General features: G+C 66.9%; 14 protein-coding genes and 1 pseudogene. 11 read left to right on the forward strand and 4 right to left on the reverse strand.

From position 1 onward, the window contains the following. Nucleotides 1–18: 18 nt before the first annotated feature. Nucleotides 19–450: a hypothetical protein gene (locus BLV94_RS17390; RefSeq protein ID WP_072937481.1), complete on the reverse strand. Its 432-nt coding sequence runs from the start codon at nt 448–450 to the stop codon at nt 19–21. 293 nt (nt 451–743) lie between these two features. Between BLV94_RS17390 and BLV94_RS17395 the strand changes: the two genes are divergently transcribed. Then, on the forward strand, nt 744–3,362 hold the full coding sequence (locus tag BLV94_RS17395) for a helix-turn-helix transcriptional regulator (protein ID WP_072937482.1): 2,619 nt from the start codon (nt 744–746) through the stop codon (nt 3,360–3,362). A 136-nt stretch (nt 3,363–3,498) separates the two neighbouring features. Here BLV94_RS17395 and BLV94_RS51795 read toward each other — a convergent pair. After that, nucleotides 3,499–4,640, reverse strand: a pseudogene (locus tag BLV94_RS51795) (HNH endonuclease signature motif containing protein). Continuing rightward, nucleotides 4,631–6,436, reverse strand: coding sequence for a zinc ribbon domain-containing protein (locus BLV94_RS17405; RefSeq protein WP_072937601.1), 1,806 nt, complete (start codon nt 6,434–6,436; stop codon nt 4,631–4,633). Before BLV94_RS17405 ends, BLV94_RS51795 begins: the two are co-directional and overlap by 10 nt. Nucleotides 6,437–7,232: 796 nt before the next feature. Here BLV94_RS17405 and BLV94_RS17410 point away from each other — a divergent pair. Further along, nucleotides 7,233–7,736 carry a hypothetical protein gene (locus BLV94_RS17410; protein ID WP_072937483.1) on the forward strand — a complete coding sequence of 168 codons (504 nt, stop codon included), beginning with the start codon at nt 7,233–7,235 and terminating at the stop codon, nt 7,734–7,736. Here the strand turns inward: BLV94_RS17410 and BLV94_RS17415 are convergent. Next, nucleotides 7,720–8,118 carry a hypothetical protein gene (locus BLV94_RS17415; protein ID WP_072937484.1) on the reverse strand — a complete coding sequence of 133 codons (399 nt, stop codon included), beginning with the start codon at nt 8,116–8,118 and terminating at the stop codon, nt 7,720–7,722. The genes BLV94_RS17410 and BLV94_RS17415 overlap by 17 nt on opposite strands. 358 nt (nt 8,119–8,476) lie before the next feature. Between BLV94_RS17415 and BLV94_RS17420 the strand changes: the two genes are divergently transcribed. The 9 genes from BLV94_RS17420 (at nt 8,477) to BLV94_RS17460 (ending at nt 19,389) form a co-directional block, all read left to right on the forward strand. Beyond that, entirely contained in the window at nt 8,477–10,291 is a 1,815-nt protein-coding gene (locus BLV94_RS17420) for an MFS transporter (RefSeq protein ID WP_072937485.1), read from the forward strand. Nucleotides 10,292–10,347: 56 nt separating this feature from the next. Next, on the forward strand, nt 10,348–10,779 hold the full coding sequence (locus BLV94_RS17425) for a nitroreductase/quinone reductase family protein (protein WP_072937486.1): 432 nt from the start codon (nt 10,348–10,350) through the stop codon (nt 10,777–10,779). Nucleotides 10,780–10,903: 124 nt separating this feature from the next. Further along, the gene (locus BLV94_RS17430) at nt 10,904–12,358 is read left to right on the forward strand and encodes a family 43 glycosylhydrolase (protein ID WP_072937487.1); all 1,455 of its coding nucleotides are present in this window, start codon (nt 10,904–10,906) and stop codon (nt 12,356–12,358) included. A 184-nt stretch (nt 12,359–12,542) separates the two neighbouring features. After that, on the forward strand, nt 12,543–13,967 hold the full coding sequence (locus BLV94_RS17435; protein WP_072937488.1) for an NAD(P)/FAD-dependent oxidoreductase: 1,425 nt from the start codon (nt 12,543–12,545) through the stop codon (nt 13,965–13,967). Continuing rightward, a complete protein-coding gene (locus BLV94_RS17440) occupies nt 13,964–14,341 on the forward strand; it encodes a cupin domain-containing protein (RefSeq protein WP_072937489.1) in 378 nt (125 codons plus the stop codon). Before BLV94_RS17435 ends, BLV94_RS17440 begins: the two co-directional genes overlap by 4 nt. Nucleotides 14,342–14,417: 76 nt before the next feature. Continuing rightward, nucleotides 14,418–15,941, forward strand: coding sequence for an APC family permease (locus BLV94_RS17445; protein ID WP_072937490.1), 1,524 nt, complete (start codon nt 14,418–14,420; stop codon nt 15,939–15,941). Nucleotides 15,942–16,055: 114 nt separating this feature from the next. Continuing rightward, nucleotides 16,056–16,517 carry an Lrp/AsnC family transcriptional regulator gene (locus tag BLV94_RS17450; RefSeq protein ID WP_009478710.1) on the forward strand — a complete coding sequence of 154 codons (462 nt, stop codon included), beginning with the start codon at nt 16,056–16,058 and terminating at the stop codon, nt 16,515–16,517. Next, nucleotides 16,514–17,899 (forward strand): aspartate aminotransferase family protein, encoded by a 1,386-nt coding sequence (locus BLV94_RS17455; protein WP_072937491.1) that lies wholly within the window; start codon nt 16,514–16,516, stop codon nt 17,897–17,899. Before BLV94_RS17450 ends, BLV94_RS17455 begins: the two co-directional genes overlap by 4 nt. Then, nucleotides 17,896–19,389, forward strand: a complete 1,494-nt coding sequence (locus tag BLV94_RS17460; protein ID WP_072937492.1) for a gamma-aminobutyraldehyde dehydrogenase — start codon at nt 17,896–17,898, stop codon at nt 19,387–19,389. Before BLV94_RS17455 ends, BLV94_RS17460 begins: the two co-directional genes overlap by 4 nt. The last annotated feature ends 67 nt before the right edge of the window (nt 19,390–19,456 follow it).

Below are 19,456 nucleotides of genomic sequence, written 5' to 3' on the forward strand. Positions count from 1 at the left end.
CAGGCAGAGTAATCCGGTTCACGCGACGACAGAGGTCACGCGACAGCAGTCGACAACGACGGACTTCACGCCGACCGACGCGATCATCGTCCGGACGGGACCGTCGAGACACAACTGGCTGTCGATGTGCTGCTCGCTGGAGCAACCGCAGATGCTCGGTGCGGTTCGCAACCCGATCAGGATCTCCGGAGAGGACTCGGTTCGGCCGCCCTCGACGAGTAGTGCTTCCTCGTCGACGCCGCGGACCGCGATGTCGTGTCCGTCGGCGACGTCGCCGATGATCAGAGCAAGGTAGTCGACATCGGCGCCCTCGTCACGGGTTGCGATCAGTCGCGCCGTGTTCCTTCCCAGCGGCACGCGTTCGTCCAACACCAGGACAGCAGACTCGGATTCACGGAGTTCGACTCGCCTTGCCGTCCAACTGAAGGACGGCTCCGGCCGCGCGGTCATGACATGCTCCTGTAGTTCGATGCAATAACTTTTCGCGGTACCCATTCAGCGTGGCCGAGATGTCGGCTGATCTCGCGAGTAGCGTCCTACCCGATCGTGCGAGACACGCCTCCGGTCGATCTCGAAACCGAACCCGTGTCCGCGTCCGGCCACTCAACCCATCGACGACTCCGGAAAACCGGATCCTAAAGCGACTTCAAGGTTGTATTGCACTGTTTCGCTGAACAACTCGCACTCAATGGTCGATCCGCGGTACTATCACCGGCCCCTCGCGGGAATCTAGAATCAGACCTATGGGTCCGGTGTGGCCTCTCGTTCAGCGGCAAGTCGAGTTCGACGCGATCACCGCGTCGCTCACGGCTCGGTCCGGGGGATGCGGTGTCGTCCTCACGGGCGACCCCGGCGTCGGCAAGACCACTCTCGCCCGGTTCGTCACCGAGGCACTGCCCGGTGAGGTGAAGTGGGTGGCGGGCACCGAGTCGGCGCGGAGCATCCCGTTGGGCGTGTTCGCTCATCTGGTCGGGGCGTCCACCTCCCGGGATCCGGTGGCCTTTCTGTCCGCGGCGCGGCAGGCGCTCCTCGACGACGGCCACAGTCGCGACGTGGTGGTCGGCGTGGACGACGCGCACCTACTCGATCAGCTCTCGGCCACATTCCTTCATCAGCTCGCGCTGGACAGGGCGGTGCACATCGTCGCCACCGTCCGCAACGGCGAGTCCGTGCCCGACGCGATCACGTCGCTGTGGAAGGACGGTCACCTCCTGCGGCTCGAACTGGCGCCGTTCAGCCGGGAGCAGAGCATCGAGCTGATCGAGTCCGTGTTGGACGGCCCCCTTGAGGGGTTGAGCGCGGACATGATCTGGGAGGCGTCCGGCGGGAACGCGCTGTTCGTTCGACACCTGGTGGAGGGCGCCCTCGAGGCGGGGACGCTGCGCCCCTCCGGTGGGGTCTGGCAGTTGCGAGGACGCGCCGCCATCACATCCGAACTCGCATCCCTGCTGGAACACCGGATCGATCAGATTCCCCACGACGTGCTGCAGGCATTGCAGCTTCTCACCTTCTGTGAGCCGCTCGATCTCGACATCCTCGGCCAGCTGGCGGGCGAGGACTCGGTGGAGGAGGCCGAGCGACGCGGCCTCGTCAGAATCGTCGAGCACGGACACCGGCTCGACGTCCGCTACACGCATCCACTGTTCGGTGAGGTGATTCGACGACGGGTGGGGCGCGCGGCAGGCCGGCGGCTCCGCGGACAGCTCGTCGAGGCTCTGAGCAGCCGGGCCGTGGTCGGATCCTCCAATCGGATCCGCCTGGCAGAGCTGGCCCTCGACAGCGACCGGTCCGTCGAACCCGATCTGTTGGTCAACGCCGCCGAGGATGCCATCGGTTTGGCGAATGTCCCTCTGGGCGAACGGCTCGCACGGGCGGCACTCGACCAGACCGGCAGCTTCGAGGCGGCCGATCTTCTGGCCCGGGCACTGTTGTGGCAGGGGCACGCCACCGAGGCGGAATCGTTGCTGCAGTCCTTCTCGCCCGACAGCCTGGATCAGGTGCAGCTGGTGCGCTGGGGTACGTCGCGGATCGCAAACCTGTTCTGGGCGAGCGGCGAGTCGGAGAAGGCCGACGAGGTCCTCGCTGTACTTCGCGAGAAGGTCACGCATCCCAGTCTCGTGCCGATCATCGAGGGAATCGGCTCGGTGTGCGCGGTGTTCGAGAATCGGCCCGAGGAGGCCGCAGCGGCGGCGACGGCGATTCTGGCCGCCGACCGAGTGCTGCCGTGGGCGATCGAGTGGGCGTTCTTCGGGGGCGGGCTGTCCCTGGCACTGATGGGACGCGGAGGCCGGGTGCCCGAATTGGCGGCGCGCAGTGCGGCGGTGGCCGATCAGATCGACGGGCTACTGCGGTTCCCGGCCGCACACGGTGAAATCCTCGCGTTGACCCTGACCGGACAGTTCGCAGCGGCGCAGCGCCGAGCCGAGGAGTACCTCTCGTTGGCGTCGAGCGGCCGATACGTTGCATGGGGGCTTGCGAACATCCTGGTCGGGACGGTGGAACTTGCCCGCGGCCGGTTCAACGACGCCGCGGGTCGCCTCGAGCAGGCGATCGCCGCCCTCAACGTCGGTGATACAGCCGACGCCATCTCGTGGAGTTTTCCCGCCTACATCGTCCTCGGTCAGGCGTACGCGGAACTCGGCCGCATTCACGAGGCGGACGGGATCATCACCGCGGCGCAGGCCCGGAACGGCCGGCACGTGGCCGTGTTCGGGCCGCAACTCGTGATGTCGCAGGCGTGGCTTGCCGCGGCACGCGGTGAAACATCGGAGGCTGTCAACCTGTCGCGATCGGCGGCTGATTCCGCCTGCAAGTCCGGGCAATTCGGCATCGAGGCGGCAGCTATCCACCTTGCCACTCGGTTCGGTGACACGACCACGGCGACCCGTCTCGCCGAGTTGGCCGACATCTGCGACGGCCAGCTTGTCGACATCGTTGCCCGGCATGCGGCGGCAGTGGCAGCTGGGAACGGATGCGGTGTGGCATCGACCGCGGCCGAATTCGAAAAGATCGGCGCCCTGCCGGATGCCGCCGACGCCTACGCTCGGGCGGCGATCGCGTTCACGCATGCCGGAGACAAGCGGCGTTCGATCGAGTGTGCTGCCGCAGCCGAAGCCCTGTCGGCACGATGCGACCACATGTCGTCGCCCGCACTGGTGGAGGCAGCCCATCCGCTCCCCCTCACGAGCCGTGAACGGGAGGTGGGGTCGATGGTTGCGGCCGGTTTGTCGAACCGCCAGATTGCGGATCGGTTGTTCGTGTCGGTGCGGACGGTGGAGGGTCATATCTACCGTGCGTGCATCAAGCTCGATGTCGCGGATCGCAACGGTCTCGCGCAGGCGATGGGGACGACGGTTCGGTGACACCAGGCCTGGACTCCAGGCACGACGACAGGCCGGCTCCACGACAGGAATCATCCTGTCGTCAAGTCGGCAATACGTGTGGCGCCTCCGGTCAGGACGCCCGCGGTCGAGTCCGGTTGAGCGCCGGTATCGGCTTTCACTCCCAGTCGACCTGCCGCGGTGGGATGAACATGGGGTGCCGGTCGGCTCCCATCTCAATCTCCCAGTCACTGTGATGGAGCAGTCGGTGGTGGAATCCGCAGAGCAGGACCAGATTCTTCATGTCGGATCGTCCTCCCTCGGACCATGGGATGATGTCGTGGCCCTCCCATCACGATGGCAGCGCACCGCAGCCGGGGAAGGCGCATCCTCGGTCCCTCGCCACCAACGCTTTTCGCTGTCTCGTGGTGATTGTCCGGGTGGAAACACCGAGGTCGAGGTGCGTTCCATTCTCGTCGAGCACGATCGGCGTGTAGATCGAATCGCAGCTGAGGAGCCGGGCTGCTTTGATGCTCAGTGGCCCCATCCACTCGGTCCATGCCACTCCCTCGACGTCGAAAAGTGTGCCGTCGGATGTTGCGGCGGCATCTTGCCGTCCTCGTACACTGTTCGCGGTGCATTCGGCCAGGTCTCGTGCGTTGGCGTGGAGTGAGACGTGTCGGCGTTCTCCGCCTTCTTCACCGGCGATCCCCGAGTTGAGGTAGCGGCGCAGCAGTTCGGTGAACCCGCCGGCCCCTTCGCTGTCCGGGTGTGCGGGTGTCTTTGGTTCCGTCTTGCGCGGGCCGCGGTTTGGATAGTCCGGAGAGATCGGAGAGCAGCACCTCGCCGGCGACGGCGTCGAGGTCGCCTTTGACGGCGATGCGTCCATTGAGTGTTTTGGACGCGTGGAATTCGCTAAGTTCGGTGTCTTCACTGGGCGGCGGGTCGTCGGATTCGAAGGTGCGTTCCAGTCTGGCGATCACGGCGCGCACCGCGTCCGTGTTCGCGGTGGGACCGATTGCGGCGAACAGCAGCGCACTTCGGCAGTCGTCCAGCGCTTGAAGCGGCATGCCCTTGGGTGGCCTCTCACAGAACTTCATGATCAACGCGGCGTGGTCCGCCGAAATGTTGGTGTCGAAGTACTCGTCCGCAATTTCCGGTTGGAAACGCAAACCTCAGCCCAACAGCATGATTCGCCCCGCCGAACCCACCTCGAGCAACGTCTTGGAGGCCCGATTCGAGCAACCCCGCCTCTGCCAACCGCCACGCATCACCCACCGCGTTTGTCAGAATCTCGTCCGACAAAGCGTCTACGTAGATCTCATACTGTCTGCCACTGGTGTGGCGGGAGTGGGAGATGTACGTGTGTCACGGCTACTCGCATCGCCGTGCGGCGGTGTGGGTTTGACCGTGTCCCACACCGACGCTTCGGGTGCAGGAACATGCTGTTTCGGATTCACCCCCGCCCGCGGTGTCACGGTGGGCAGGCTGCGGCGGACCCGGCGATGCCGCGGCCTGCTCGGGGTCGGACTGGTCTTGTCCCGGGACCTGCGGACCGGTGCGTGCTCGGCGACCCGGATCGCGGGTAGTTTCCCACGCCGGCGGGCGACTTTGTTCTTACCGAGGAGCGCGCGTTTGGCCAGGTTCACCCCCGCGACGTGGTCCCGGTTGCCGCCGACCAGGCAACCCGAACACCACGCGTCGTGGTAGCCGCCGGGGCGGGCGAGGGGTTCGTCGCAGCCCGGACATTGTGCGGACGATCCGCGGGCCGGCACCGCGACCACCGCGACACCGACACCGGCGGCGGTGTGCGCGAGGGCGGTGACGGCTTTGCGGCGGGCGGACTGCGCGGCCCGGTTGTTGTTGACCCGACCGTGCCCGCGGGTCTCGAGGGTCGTGAGGTCCTCGACCGCGATCACCTGCGCACCCGCCGCCTCGGCGTAGTCGGTGACCTGGTGGGCGAAGTGGAATCCCAGTTCCCGGTTGATCTTGCCCCGCTTGGCGCCCACCGCGGTGCGGTGCTCGTTGAGGACGGCGATCTTGTCCTCCAGCCGGGCGCGGACCTCAGGTGGGGCGGTGGCGGCCAGCCGCGTCAACCGGGCCGCCTTGCGGTGCAGCATCTGCCCCTCGGTCTGCAGGCGTGCCAGCTTGGTCCCGAGGCCACGGTCGTCGTATGTGAAGCCCCGATAATCCGAAGACAGCCCGGCCGGGTCCTCGGTGGTGATGGCGGCGGCACCCAGCGTGGACGGAGACCAGTCGACCCCGACCGCGACGCTCGCCGATCCCAGGTCACAGTCGGGGACGAGTTCGGTCGCCGCGCACCGCCAGAGCAGACCACGGTGGTCGAGGACGAGGGTCGGCAGATGCCAGTCGGTGATCGCCCTGCCGTGCAGGTGCGTGGGGATGGTGGCGGTCAGCCGGACCCGCCGCCACTGCGCCCGCCCCGCCGGGACCGGACTGGTGGGCAGCTTCACCGTCAACACCAACTCGTCACCGGCCGGGGTGATCTGCGCGAGCTGTCGATCGGCTGCAGACAGCCGGGCCATCGCCGCGACCTGCGGTGGGCCCTGGACGTCGGTGATCCGCAACCGCGTCGACTGCGCCTTGTCGGTGCGGCGGGCGTGGGCGAGGAGCTCGCGCCGCACGCCCCGAGCGAAACCCAACGGCACCCAGTCACCCGGCTGAGTGGGTGGGGCTTTCCGACCGGTGGCCGCGTCGAACCGCTCAGACAGCGATGTGATCGCGGCATCCCGATAGGCGAGGGTCCGCAACGTCGCCATCACCTGCGCCGTCACCACTCGGGTCACCCGCGAGGGCACGTAGACCCCGTCCGGATAGCGCGGGTTCCAGCCGAGGCGGGACGCGGCTGTATTGCCCTGTGCGGGTAGCCTGCGGCCCTGGCGGTCGCGACCGGCCGCGAGCACATCGAACGTGACCGGATGCCACAGCCGCGCCGCCAACTCGGTTCCGGCCGCGGCGATCAGGTCGAGCAGCCACCCCACCCGGACATCGACATCGTCGAGACCGATCGGGTCCCCGGTCGCGTCGTCGACCGCCACGTGGGCGCGGGTGGTGAACGAGAACTGCCGCGGCACAGCCGCTCCCGGGCCGCTGATGCCGGCCGACCCGCCGCCAGGCACAAACCGAACAAACCCGGGCCGATCGGTCTTCCGAGAAGCGCCGCCATCGCCCGACAAGCTCATCGATCACCCCCTGTCCCCACCCTTCTGCCACGCCACCTCTCGCAGGGCCTCGACTGTAACGCCGACCTCCGACAAATACCGCTCGATCCGCGCCATCGGCGAACCGGGGCAATCGATCTCGCCACACCGCACCACCACGGGCCGGCCCCCGGACCGCGTCGTCGAGCATCCGGACGCGCCCCGCCCGCCACCCCTCGGACACGAACGCGTTCCTTGCAGACCCGAGATCCCGCACCAAGAGCGTTCTTCCGCAACATTATTTCCTGCTCGGCCGGCGGCACCTCTTGCCCTGCCGAACCCGACACCCGGCAACTCAATGCCTCCACCCTCCTCTCCGGAGTCGCTCCCGCACAACCTGATACAGCCCCGTCCAGAAAGAAGCCCCGGTCCGCGCGGCCACAGAGTTCGGGACCCGAACCCGGTGGCCGAGAGGGCAACCGGCCCTCCGTCGGCGCCCTTGCGCACCCCAACGACCGGCAGCCCACGTATTCCGCAGTCACCAAGTCGCGGTGGCAGACAGTGCCAGAAACTGATAGCGAGTATTGGATACATTGGCAACAGATGCGAGCACCCTCAATTTTCTCCCCGATCCCCATGCTCAAATTCTAGTTCGAACATTCTTTCGAGTCAATGTTTTTCGGACCGCATGGAACTCAGAGAACTCCCGGAACGACAACGAAGCACGCGGGCGGGTGGCACGCTTGGAAGTGTGACGACCTCCGACTCGGCGACCGAACCCCACCGCAGTCGCCTGCGCCGTCTGCGTGCGGCGTGGCGGAGGAAGCTCGATCCGAGTGAGCAGTCGGCGGTCGTGTCGTGGGCGGCGTTCACGGCGACGTTCGCGGGGGTGCGGGCGTTGACGCACTGGATCAGGCGCGGGCACGGGCCGGCAGGTGGTGGGTTGAGTCTCCACGGCCGCCATTTCCACCACTACAACCTCGGCATCGCCGCGCTGGCCGGAGTGGGAGCCGTGGCGGTGCGCGGCTCCGAGAAGCAACGCCGCCATCCGACGGTCCCGATCTCGTACGGTGTCGGCACCGCGCTCATCGTCGACGAACTGGCCCTGCTGCTCGACCTCGAAGACGTCTACTGGGCGAAGGAGGGGCGGACGAGCGTCGACGCCGCGGTGGTCATCATCGGACTCGGCGGACTGATGACGGCAGGTTTCGAATTCTGGCCCGCCGCCCAGCGGGCGCTCACGGAGCCGACGTAGACGGCCGTACGCACGACAGCCGGGCAGTCCCCCACGGCTCGATGTCGTAGACGGGGATGCAGTCCAGGCCGCGGGCGCGTGCACGCCGCACCACCGCCGCATCCGCCGACGGGCACGTGCCGTCGGCAACGGCCTCGGTGACGATCGCGCACACCACGTCGCCGCGGAATTCGCGGACGGGTTTCAACCCCTGCTCCACCGTCCAGTGCCGCACGGCAGCCCAGTGCGTCACCTCGGTGACGGTGGACGGGTTGCCGATGAACAACACGCTCCGCGTCGTGTTCCGTCCGCCCGTCGCAGGCGATGCCTGCACTTGAATCTCCGCCTCGGTGCACCACTCGGATGCCAATTCGGCCAGGGTCGTGCTCGCAATCGTCGACATCTTCCTCATCCTGTTGCCGGCCCCCGGATGAAGGTCATCCTGTCGCGGATCGAGCCTCACGACTGTCCCCCGATCGGGCCGAGAACCGGATGATTCGACTGTCCCCCGATCGGCCGACGGTGACGTCACAGCGCCTGGGGCTGCGGGGCCGATGGAGACGTCGTATCATCCAAAGTTGATCCATGTCGCTCGGCGGAACCGATTGGGCGACACCGACATAACGGACAAACCGGGCATCTCCGACTGGAGGATGTCGCGGCCAGCCGAATGTCATCCGCAAGAACGCACACGACAGCCGAATACTTTGCTTTCCATTTACTTACTTTTGAAAACTATGAAAACCGAGAGGTGAAATTCCTTGGTCTCGCAGACGCAGGAACCTGCCGTCCCGAACGATGAACGCACCACGACGCTCGACGAACTCGGCCCGCACTACAAGTGGATTGCGTTGTCGAACACCACCCTCGGCATGCTGGTGGCAACGATCAACTCGTCAATCGTGCTGATCGCACTCCCCGACATCTTCAAAGGCATCCACCTCAACCCGCTCGAACCCGGCAACACGAGCTACCTGCTGTGGATGATGATGGGCTTCCTCGTCGTGACGGCCGTGCTCGTGGTCAGCTTCGGACGGCTCGGCGACATGTTCGGCCGCGCCCGGATGTACAACATGGGTTTCGCCGTGTTCACGATCGCCTCGATCTTCCTGGCAGTGACATGGTTCGACGGCTCCGAGGCCGCACTGTGGCTCATCGGGTGGCGCGTCGTCCAGGGGGTGGGCGGCGCCTTCCTGATGGCGAACTCGTCGGCAATCCTCACCGACGCCTTCCCCGCCGATCAGCGTGGGCTCGCGCTCGGCATCAACGGTGTCGCCGCGATCTCCGGATCGTTCCTCGGACTGCTCATCGGCGGCATTCTCGCGCCGATCCACTGGAATCTGATCTTCCTCGTCTCCGTCCCGTTTGGCCTGGTCGGCACGATCTGGGCGTACCTGAAACTCCGCGACACCGGCGTCCGTCGGCACGCCGACATCGACTGGTGGGGAAACATCACGTTCGCCGTCGGATTGATCGCCGTCCTCGTCGGCATCACCTACGGCATCCAGCCGTACGGCTCCTCGTCGATGGGCTGGACCAGTCCGCTGGTGCTCTGGTGCCTCATCGGCGGTCTCGCCGTCCTCGCGGCCTTCTGCGTCATCGAGACCAGGGTCGCCAATCCCCTGTTCAACCTGCACCTGTTCCAGATCAAGTCGTTCACCTGGGGCAACATCGCCAATCTGGTCGCTTCGCTCGGCCGCGGCGGACTGCAGTTCATCCTGATCATCTGGCTCCAGGGCATCTGGCTGCCGCAGCACGGCTACGACTACAGCCGCACCCCGCTGTGGGCAGGCATCTACATGCTGCCGATGACCATCGGATTCCTGATGTCGGCGCCGGTGTCCGGGGTCATCTCCGACAGGTTCGGCACCAAGTGGTTCACCAGCGTCGGCATGTTCATCACCGCGGGAACCTTCGGATTGCTGATCGCCCTGCCGGTCGATTTCGAGTACTGGGCCTTCGCCGCGATTCTGCTGATCAACGGCATCGGAATGGGCATGTTCTCCGCGCCGAACCGGGCAGAGGTGATGAACAGCCTGCCCGCCGACGCACGCGGCGTCGGCGCGGGCATGATGACGACCTTCCAGAACGCGGCGATGGTGCTGTCGATCGGATTCTTCTTCAGTCTCATGATCGCCGGACTCAGCTCCAACCTTCCGGCGGCGATGAGCGACGGACTGATGGCGAACGGAGTGCCCGCGGCGCAGGCCACCCAGATCGCGAACCTGCCCGCCGTCGCAGTCCTGTTCGCGGCATTCCTCGGCGTCAACCCGATTCATGAACTGCTCGGACCGAACCTGTCCGCACTCAGCGAGCAGCAGCAGGCACACCTGACCGGCCTGGACTTCTTCCCCCAGCTGATCTCGGGACCGTTCGCCGACGGACTGGCCATGGCGTTCGCGTTCGCGATCGTCGCCTGCGTGATCGGGGGAATCGCCTCACTGCTCACCGGACCGCAGAAGAACCCGACGGCCGACGAGCCGCGGGAATCGGTGGGTGCGGAACTCGCCGGAATCGCCGGTGAGGCGGGAATCGGCCCGAGCGAACTCGTCGACGAGCAACCAGCGGTGCGGTGAGGTGAGGTTCGGCGGAGCCGGCCTCCGCCGGGCGCCGACCTCGTTACGCTGACACCATGCCTTCGGACCGCGGACTCAAGTTCATGAACTCCCTACACCGCGCTGTCCTGCGCGTCACCGGCGGGCGAGTCGGGCGGAGTTTCGGCAAGATGCCTGCGGTGGAGTTGACCACCGTCGGCCGCAAGACCGGGAAGGTGCACAGCGTCATGCTGACCGTGCCGGTGACCGAGGGCGACACCCGTGTCGTGGTGGCCTCACGCGGCGGCGACGACCGCCACCCCGCGTGGTTCCTCAACCTGCAGGCCAACCCGGTGGTCCAACTCTCGGTCCAGGGGCAGCCGGCGCAGTCCATGCGCGCCCGCGTGGCAACCCCCGAGGAGCGGGCCCGTCTGTGGCCGCAGGTGACCGCCGCCTACAAGGGCTACGCGGGCTACCAGAAGAAGACGGATCGCGAGATCCCTCTGGTTCTGCTCGAACCCACCGCCTGACACCGGTCACCGCCCTCAGAACACGGTTCGGTTGCAGTCCGGCGCCAGTGAGCCGGATCCGCCCTCAACCTCGACCTCACCCTTATAGATTTGCGCATTCCGGGCAGGCGAGGTTGGGAGCAACGTGAACACTGACGATGCTGCGCTGCATAGATCCGGGTTGCACAGGTCCCATACCCGGCACCTGCCGCGGCGCGGGTGGATCACCGCGGCCCTGACTCTGCTCGTCCTCACGCTTGCGCCTGCCCCGTCGGCAACGGCCGAAGCGATCGTGCAACCGGTGGCCGCCGACCCGAGCGTCGTCCGCGCATCCGACGGAATGTTCTACATGTACACCACCGCCGACGACTGGGGCGACGGCCAGGGCATGCACAACATGTCGATCTTCAAGTCCGCCGACCTCATGGACTGGATGTACCTCGGCGACGTCTTCCCCGACCGGCCTGCGTGGCATCCGGACGGCAAGCTGGCGTGGGCTCCGAACGTCCTCGAATCCGACGGCCGCTACAGCCTCTACTACTCGCTCTACGACGAGGCGAATCCCTGCATCGGTCTCGCCACCGCCGACAGTCCCACCGGACCGTGGAACGACCTCGGCCGACCCGTCTTCTGCGCCCACGACGTCGGCGTCGGCGGCACCATCGACCCGTTCGTGTGGGACGACGGGACGACGAAGACGATGTTCGTCGGCAACTTTCAGGGGGTGCACGCGATCCCGCTCAGCGCGGACGGGACCGCGGCGGCCGGCGAACCCGTACGCGTCGCCGACGAACGCTTCGAAGGCCCCTACGTCGAATTCCACGACGGCTACTACTACCTGTTCCTCTCGGCAGGCAACTGCTGCAACGGCGCCGACACCGCCTACCGCGTCCTCGTCGGCAGGTCCGAATCACTCACCGGTCCGTACCTCGACCGGAAGGGGCAGGACCTCAACGACGGTGGCGGTGCGCTCATCCTCGCAGGCAGCGAACCGTGGGCCGGGCCGGGTCACAACACGGTGGTCTCCGACGACGCGGGCGCGGATTGGATCGTGTATCACGCCATTCCGCGCGACAACCGGGATCTGCCCAGCGGAGCCCGGCGCCGCGAAGGGATGATCGACCGGATCGTCTGGGCGAACGGCTGGCCCGAGGTCGGTGACGGTTCACCCGCGTCGACCGGGCCTGCGAACCCCGACACGGACCTGCCGGTGCGGGTGACGCTGCGCGCCGACTCCGACACGACGCTGCCCGGGGACGGCGGGACCGTCGACGCCACCATGCTCGTCGAGGCACCCGACGATCGCCCCTACACCGGCCAGGTGTGGGTGAGCGCCGTGTCGCCCGACAACCGGACCAGCGATCCGTTCTTCGGGCCGATCGACGTCGACCTTCAACCCGGCGAGGTCCTCGAGGAGGCCGTCACGTACACGGTCCCTGGCGATGCCGTCGCGGGAACGTACTACGCCTACGCCTTCGCGGGCAGCTACCCGGACGAGACCGTCGAATTCGGCACGATCCACGCCGTCAAGACCGGCGACGAGGCGCGAATCAGCCCGGTTCGCTCGGTGTCGCTGCACCTCGGCAAGCTCGCACGCTGACGGCCGGCGGCTCGGCGCCAGCCGATCCAAACAACCGATTCGGTTCCCAAATCCGATATCAACCACGGAATCAGTAACGATTTTCCTCATTTGCTATTGAAATAGTGGCGACGCCACGTCAGGATGGATCACGGTGACGTGCCTCACACGTCACCTTCGGTCAGTCCATCGACAAAGGTGCTACATGCTGCAGACAGTGTTCGAGAAGCAACAACCGAACGCCACGGTTGTCGACCATGCGCTCCGGCGCACCCGGTTGGCACCGTTCTGGATCGAGGACGTCGCCGACACCCCCACCTATCCGGCCGCCACGGCCGACGCCGCATACGACCTGGTGGTCGTCGGCGGCGGCTACACCGGACTCTGGAGCGCGCTCCTCGCCAAGCAACGCCACCCCGAACTGTCCGTCGCCCTCGTGGAGGGCGAGACGATCGGGTGGGCCGCATCCGGCCGTAACGGCGGATTCGTCGAGGCCAGCCTCACCCACGGCAGCGAGAACGGCCGCCGCCGCTGGCCGGAGGAGATCGACACCCTCGAATCGCTCGGCCTCGAGAACCTCGACGCCATCGAGAAGACGGTCCACACGCTCGGCCTGGACTGCGATTTCGAACGGAACGGCGCCATCTCGGTCGCCATCGCCGACTACCAGGCCGAGGAAGCGCTCGGCACCCCGCCGAGCGCGACGACCGCGGTGCTGGACGGGCCCGCGATGCGCGCCCAGGTGAACTCGCCGACGTATCTGGCCGGGGTGTGGGACAAGACGTCCACCGCGCTGGTGCATCCGGCCAAGCTCGCCACCGAGCTCGGCCGGGTCTGCGCTGAGCACGGCGTCGACATCCACGAACACACCAAGGTTCTCGACCTCGTCCGCTCCCGCTCGTCGTCCCGGGTGGGCGTCCGGACGGCGCGCGCGACCCTGTCGGCGGACCGAGTGATCCTGGCAACCAATGCCTTTCCGTCCCTACTGAAGCGGTACCGGCTGCACACGGTTCCGGTGTACGACTACGTCCTCATGACCGAGCCGCTGTCCGACGCCCAGCTCGCAGACGTGGGATGGTCTGCCCGACAGGGCATCTCCGACATGTCCAACCAGTTCCACTACTACCGGCTCACCCGAGACAACAGGATCCTCTGGGGCGGATACGACGCCATCTACCACTTCGGGCGCGGCCTGAACCACGACCTCGAAGATCGCCCCGAGTCCCACAGGAGGCTCGCACGGCACTTCTTCACCACGTTCCCCCAGCTCGAGGGCCTCGAGTTCACCCACCGGTGGGGCGGCGTCATCGACACGTCGACGCGCTTCTGCTCGTTCTTCGGTTCCGCGGCGAAGGGGCGCATCGCCTACGCTTCCGGCTTCACCGGTCTCGGCGTGGGCGCCTCCCGCTTCGCGGCGAACGTCATGCTCGACAAGGTCGCCGGCGAGAAGACGGCCCTGACCGAGTTGGCCCTGGTGAAGGACATGCCCCTCCCCTTCCCACCGGAGCCGCTGGCGGCAGCGGGCATCAACGCCACCCGCTGGTCGCTCGATCGCGCCGACCACAACGAAGGCCGACGGAACGTCTTTCTCAAGGCCCTCGACGCCGTCGGCCTGGGATTCGATTCGTGACCACCGTCCACACCGACGGGTCCTGGCGTTCCGGACCGCACACCGCCGCTCGAACCGCCGATCTCACCTACCACCGCCTGCCCGGCGACCAGGTCGTCGGCGAGGGAGCGCCGATGGTCGGCGAACGAGTCCTCGGCGACTTCGCCGGGGTCACCGTCGGCGTCTGGGAAATCGAGCCCAGCGTCTCGTGCGACGTCGAGATCGACGAGGTGTTCGTGGTGCTCAGCGGCGACGCGACCGTGCAGTTCGAGGACGACACCCCGGATCTCGACCTCGGTCCCGGAAGTGTCGTGCGCGTGCGGGCCGGCCAGAAGACCCGGTGGATCGTGCGCGACACGCTGCGGAAGGTATTCCTCGCCGCGCCGGCCACGTAGCCACGAAAACCACTGCACCCCTTAACCACACCTGCCCGGGCACTCAAACCCACAGCCACACCTCGAGGGAGTATGAATGAGCATTGCCGAACCACCCCCCTTGAAGACCCAGACCCCCGATCCGCTCGGCCCCGCGAAGGGGCTCAACAGCGGCGCACTGGGATTGATCGGCAACACGGTGATCGGGCTTTCGTCCGTCGCGCCGGCCTACAGCCTCGCCGCGACGCTGGGATACGTCGTGCTGGCGGTTGGCGAGAAGGCGCCGTCGATGTTCCTCGTCGCCTTCATTCCGATGCTGCTCACGGCGTTCGCCTATCGCGAGCTGAATCGGGACACCCCGGACTGCGGGACCTCGTTCACGTGGGGCACCAAGGCGTTCGGTCCGTGGGTGGGATGGATGGCGGGGTGGGGGCTCGCCGTGTCCGCGATCATCGTCCTCGCCAACACCGCGGAGATCGCCGCGATCTACCTGTTCGAGGTTCTCGGGTTGCACGCGGCGGCCGAGTCGCTCGCCGCGAAGGTGCTGTTGGGGTGTTTCTTCATCGCGGCCATGACGTACGTCAGTTTCCGCGGCATCCTCATCAGCGAACGGCTGCAGAACGTCCTGATCGCCGTGCAGTTCGCCGTCCTCATCGGTGTCAGCGTCCTCGCGCTATCGAAGGTGTTCGGCGGCACCGCGGGCCCGCAGGCGGTCACCCCGCAACTCGACTGGATCATCCCGACCGGTGTCTCGATGTCGAGTGCCGCGCAGGCGATCATCCTGTGCATCTTCATCTACTGGGGGTGGGACGCCTGCCTCGCCGTGGGTGAGGAGACGAAGGATTCCGAGCGGACACCGGGCCGGGCCGCGGTGCTGACGACGGTGATTCTCGTGGCCACGTACGTCCTGGTCGGATACGCGGTCCAGTCGTTCGCCGGGTTCGGCGACACCGGGATCGGACTGAACAACCCCGAGAACGTCGACGACGTGCTGACCACCCTGGGCGGGCCGGTCGCGGGGCCGGTGGCCGCGTCGCTGCTGCTGCTGACGGTGTCGATCTCCGCGCTCTCCTCCACCCAGACGACCATCCTGCCGACGGCGCGCGGAACGCTGTCGATGGCGGTGTACGAGGCGCTGCCGAAACGGTTCGCGTCCGTGCACCCCCGATACATGACACCCGGCTTCGGAACCCTCGTCATGGGGGCGGCGGCGCTGCTGTTCTACCTGGTGCTGTCGTTCGCCAGTTCCAACGCGTTGCAGGATTCGGTGGCCTCGCTCGGGCTCGCGGTCGCGTTCTACTACGGCATCACCGCCTACGCCTGCGTCTGGTACTTCCGGCGGACACTGTTCGACTCGACCCGGAATCTGTTCATGCGCGGCATCTTCCCGCTGCTCGGGGCCCTCTGCATGACGTGGGCCTTCGTTCAGAGCGCCGTCGACATGCTGCGTCCCGACTACGGATTCACCGCGTTCGGCCCGTTCGGTGGCGTGTTCGTTCTCGGCGTCGGAATGCTGGTCGTCGGAATCCCCCTGATGTTGCTGTGTTTCGCCACCGGCACCGGGAACTTCTTCCGCGGACGCACCCTCACCGCCGACACGGAAGTGAAGGTGCCCGAGTGATGAGCGCCGAAGCCACCGGGAAGAGGCGATAGTTTCGACAATGTCCGAGCCGATTGTCTTCGACACAGTGAGCACCGATTGTCTTCGACACAGTGACCAAGGGAGGATTCGACCATGTCTGAGCAGCCCGCGTCTCTCGATCCCGTGTCCAAGCAGATCATCGAGCAACTTCAGGAGGATGGACGACGGTCGTACTCGGCCATCGGTAAGGTCGTCGGATTGTCGGAAGCGGCTGTACGCCAACGCGTGCAGAAGCTGATCGACACCGGCGTCACGCAGATCGTCGCGGTCACCGACCCCGTTCAAGTGGGATTCTCACGCCAGGCCATGGTCGGGATCCGCTGCTCGGGTGACGTCACCGAGATCGCCGCCCGGCTCGCCGACGTCGACGCCATCGACTACGTCGTGCTGACGGCGGGCGCCTACGACATTCTGGCCGAGATCGTGTGCGAAAACGACGACCACCTCCTGACCGTGCTCAACAAAGAGATTCGCACCATTCCCGGCGTGCTCGGCACCGAGACGATGGTGTACCTGAAACTTGTCAAGCAGCAATATGATTGGGGAACCCGATGACTACGGAAACCACCTCCTCGCGCACCTCAGCGCAGCTCGAAGCGTCCGCCCGCCGCCATCTGTGGGGGCATTTCTCCCGGCACGGGGACAACATCACCCCGCCGATCATCACCCGCGGCGACGGCGCCCGGATCTGGGACTCCACCGGTAAGAGTTACCTCGACGGACTGTCCGGGCTGTTCGTCGTCCAGGCCGGACACGGCCGGGCCGAGCTCGCCGAGGCCGCCGCCAAGCAGGCCGAACAGTTGGCGTTCTTCCCGCTCTGGTCCTACGCCACCGAACCCGCCATCGAACTCGCCGAACGCCTCGCCGGCTACGCCCCGGGCGATCTGAACCGGGTGTTCTTCACCACCGGCGGCGGCGAGGCCGTCGAAAGCGCCTGGAAACTGGCCAAACAGTACTTCAAGAAGGTCGGCAAACCCGGCAAACACAAGGTCATCTCCCGCTCCATCGCCTACCACGGCACCCCCCAAGGGGCGCTGGCGATCACCGGCATCCCCGCGCTGAAGGCGCCGTTCGAACCGCTCACCCCCGGCGCGTTCCGGGTCCCCAACACCAACATCTACCGCGCCCCCGACCCCCTCGGCTCCGATCCGAAGGCATTCGGGATCTGGGCCGCCGACCGGATCGCCGAGGCCATCGAATTCGAGGGCCCCGACACCGTCGCCGCCGTCTTCCTCGAACCGGTGCAGAACGCCGGCGGCTGCTTCCCACCCCCGCCCGGCTACTTCGAACGGGTCCGGCAGATCTGCGACGAGTACGACGTGCTGCTGGTCTCGGACGAGGTGATCTGCGCGTTCGGCAGGATCGGGTCGATGTTCGCGTGCGAGGACTTCGGGTACGTGCCCGACATCATCACCTGCGCCAAGGGCCTGACCTCGGGGTACTCGCCGATCGGGGCGATGATCGCCTCGGACCGGTTGTTCGCACCGTTCGCGGACGGGACGTCGATGTTCGCGCACGGCTACACCTTCGGCGGGCACCCGGTCTCCGCCGCGGTGGCGCTGGCGAATCTGGACATCTTCGAACGCGAGGGCCTCAACGCGCACGTCGCCGAGCAGGCGCCGGCGTTCCGGGCCACCCTCGACAAACTGACCGACCTGCCGATGGTCGGGGACGTGCGCGGGGAGGGGTTCTTCTACGGCATCGAACTGGTCAAGGACAAGACCACGAAGGAGTCGTTCAGCGACGCCGAGGCCGAGCGGATCCTGCACGGGTTCCTCTCCATCGCCCTGTTCGACGCCGGCCTGTACTGCCGGGCCGACGACCGCGGCGACCCGGTCGTCCAACTCGCACCGCCGCTGATCTGCGGGCAAACCGAATTCGACGAAATGGAAACCATCCTGCGCAGCGTCCTCACCGAAGCCTGGAATCTGCTGTGAACCACCAGGACCTTCCCGGGCTGTACGTCGGCGGCCGCTACCGGGACGGCGCAGCGTCCGAACGGTACGAGGTGCTCGATCCGGCCACCGGTGAGGTGATCTCGTCGCGCACCGAGGCCTCGGTCGACGACGTCGACGACGCGGTCGCCACCGCGAAAGCCGCGTACGCGCAATGGTCCACGACGAGCCCGGGCGAGCGTTCCACCGTCCTGACGCGGTGGGCCGCCGAACTCACCGAGATGTCCGACGACCTCGCGTCCACCGAAACCAGGCAGACGGGCAAGCCGATCAAGTTGTCGACCGAGTTCGACGTCCCCGGGTCGATCGACAATGTGTCGTTCTTCGCCGGCGCGGCCCGCAATCTGGAGGGAAAGGCGTCGGGTGAGTACTCGCCCGACCACACGTCCAGCATCCGCCGGGAACCCGTCGGGGTGATCGGGTCGATCTCGCCGTGGAACTATCCGCTGCAGATGGCGGCGTGGAAGATCCTGCCCGCCGTCGCCGCCGGCAACACCATCGTGCTCAAACCCGCGGAGATCACTCCCCTGACGTCGCTGCTGTTCGCCGAGGCGGCGACCCGCGCCGGACTGCCGGACGGCGTCGTCAACGTCATCACCGGCCGCGGCGCGACCACCGGCGCGTCGCTGGTGTCGCACCGGGACGTGAGCATGGTCAGCTTCACCGGATCGACTCCCGTGGGACGGCAGATCGCGGCCGCCGCGGCCGGCAAGCGACTGCACCTGGAACTGGGCGGGAAGGCTCCGTTCGTCGTGTTCGACGACGCCGACCTGGAGGCGGCGATCAACGGGGCCGTCGCCGGTGCGCTCATCAACTCGGGCCAGGACTGCACCGCGGCCACCCGCGCCTACGTGCAGCGTCCGCTGTTCGACGATTTCGTCGCCGGCGTCGCCTCGCTCATGGACACCGTCCGCCTCGGCGACCCGTCCGATCCCGGCACCGACATGGGTCCGTTGGTGTCGCGGCGGCAGCAGCAGCACGTCGCCGGGTTCGTCGACCGCGCCCGCGACACCGGGGCGAAGATCGTGCGTGGCGGTGCCGTCCCCGGCGGCGACCTCGCGTCCGGCTTCTACTACGAGCCGACGCTCGTCGTGGGCGCCGACCAGTCGAGTGAGATCGTGCAGCGCGAGATCTTCGGCCCCGTCCTCGTCGTCCTGCCGTTCGAAAACGATGCGGACGGCATCGCGTTGGCCAACGACACCGACTTCGGGCTGGCGGCGTCGGCGTGGACGCGGGACCTGTACCGGGCGCAAACCGCCTCCCGCGACATCGCCGCGGGCTGCGTGTGGATCAACGACCACATCCCCATCATCAGCGAAATGCCCCACGGCGGGTACAAGGCGTCCGGTTACGGCAAGGACATGTCGACGTACTCGCTCGACGAGTACACGAACGTCAAGCACGTCATGTCCGACATCACCGGAACCGCCAGGAAGGACTGGCACCGGACGGTGTTCGGCGACCGACACTGAGCCCGATCGCCGGGGCGGCAGCAACTGTGCCGCCCCGGCGACCGCGCCGGTTCTGCCAAGTCGCGCC

Origin of the sequence: Rhodococcus koreensis (assembly GCF_900105905.1) — a bacterium.
GTDB lineage: Bacteria > Actinomycetota > Actinomycetes > Mycobacteriales > Mycobacteriaceae > Rhodococcus_F > Rhodococcus_F koreensis.

Excerpts from the sequence above, each read along its gene's own strand:
- BLV94_RS17445 (WP_072937490.1), top strand. The coding sequence starts at position 14,418 with ATGAGCATTGCCGAACCACCCCCCTTGAAGACCCAGACCCCCGATCCG.
- BLV94_RS17425 (WP_072937486.1), top strand. The coding sequence starts at position 10,348 with ATGCCTTCGGACCGCGGACTCAAGTTCATGAACTCCCTACACCGCGCT.
- BLV94_RS17450 (WP_009478710.1), top strand. The coding sequence starts at position 16,056 with ATGTCTGAGCAGCCCGCGTCTCTCGATCCCGTGTCCAAGCAGATCATC.
- BLV94_RS17390 (WP_072937481.1), bottom strand. The coding sequence starts at position 450 with ATGACCGCGCGGCCGGAGCCGTCCTTCAGTTGGACGGCAAGGCGAGTC.
- BLV94_RS17395 (WP_072937482.1), top strand. The coding sequence starts at position 744 with ATGGGTCCGGTGTGGCCTCTCGTTCAGCGGCAAGTCGAGTTCGACGCG.
- BLV94_RS17435 (WP_072937488.1), top strand. The coding sequence starts at position 12,543 with ATGCTGCAGACAGTGTTCGAGAAGCAACAACCGAACGCCACGGTTGTC.
- BLV94_RS17455 (WP_072937491.1), top strand. The coding sequence starts at position 16,514 with ATGACTACGGAAACCACCTCCTCGCGCACCTCAGCGCAGCTCGAAGCG.
- BLV94_RS17415 (WP_072937484.1), bottom strand. The coding sequence starts at position 8,118 with ATGTCGACGATTGCGAGCACGACCCTGGCCGAATTGGCATCCGAGTGG.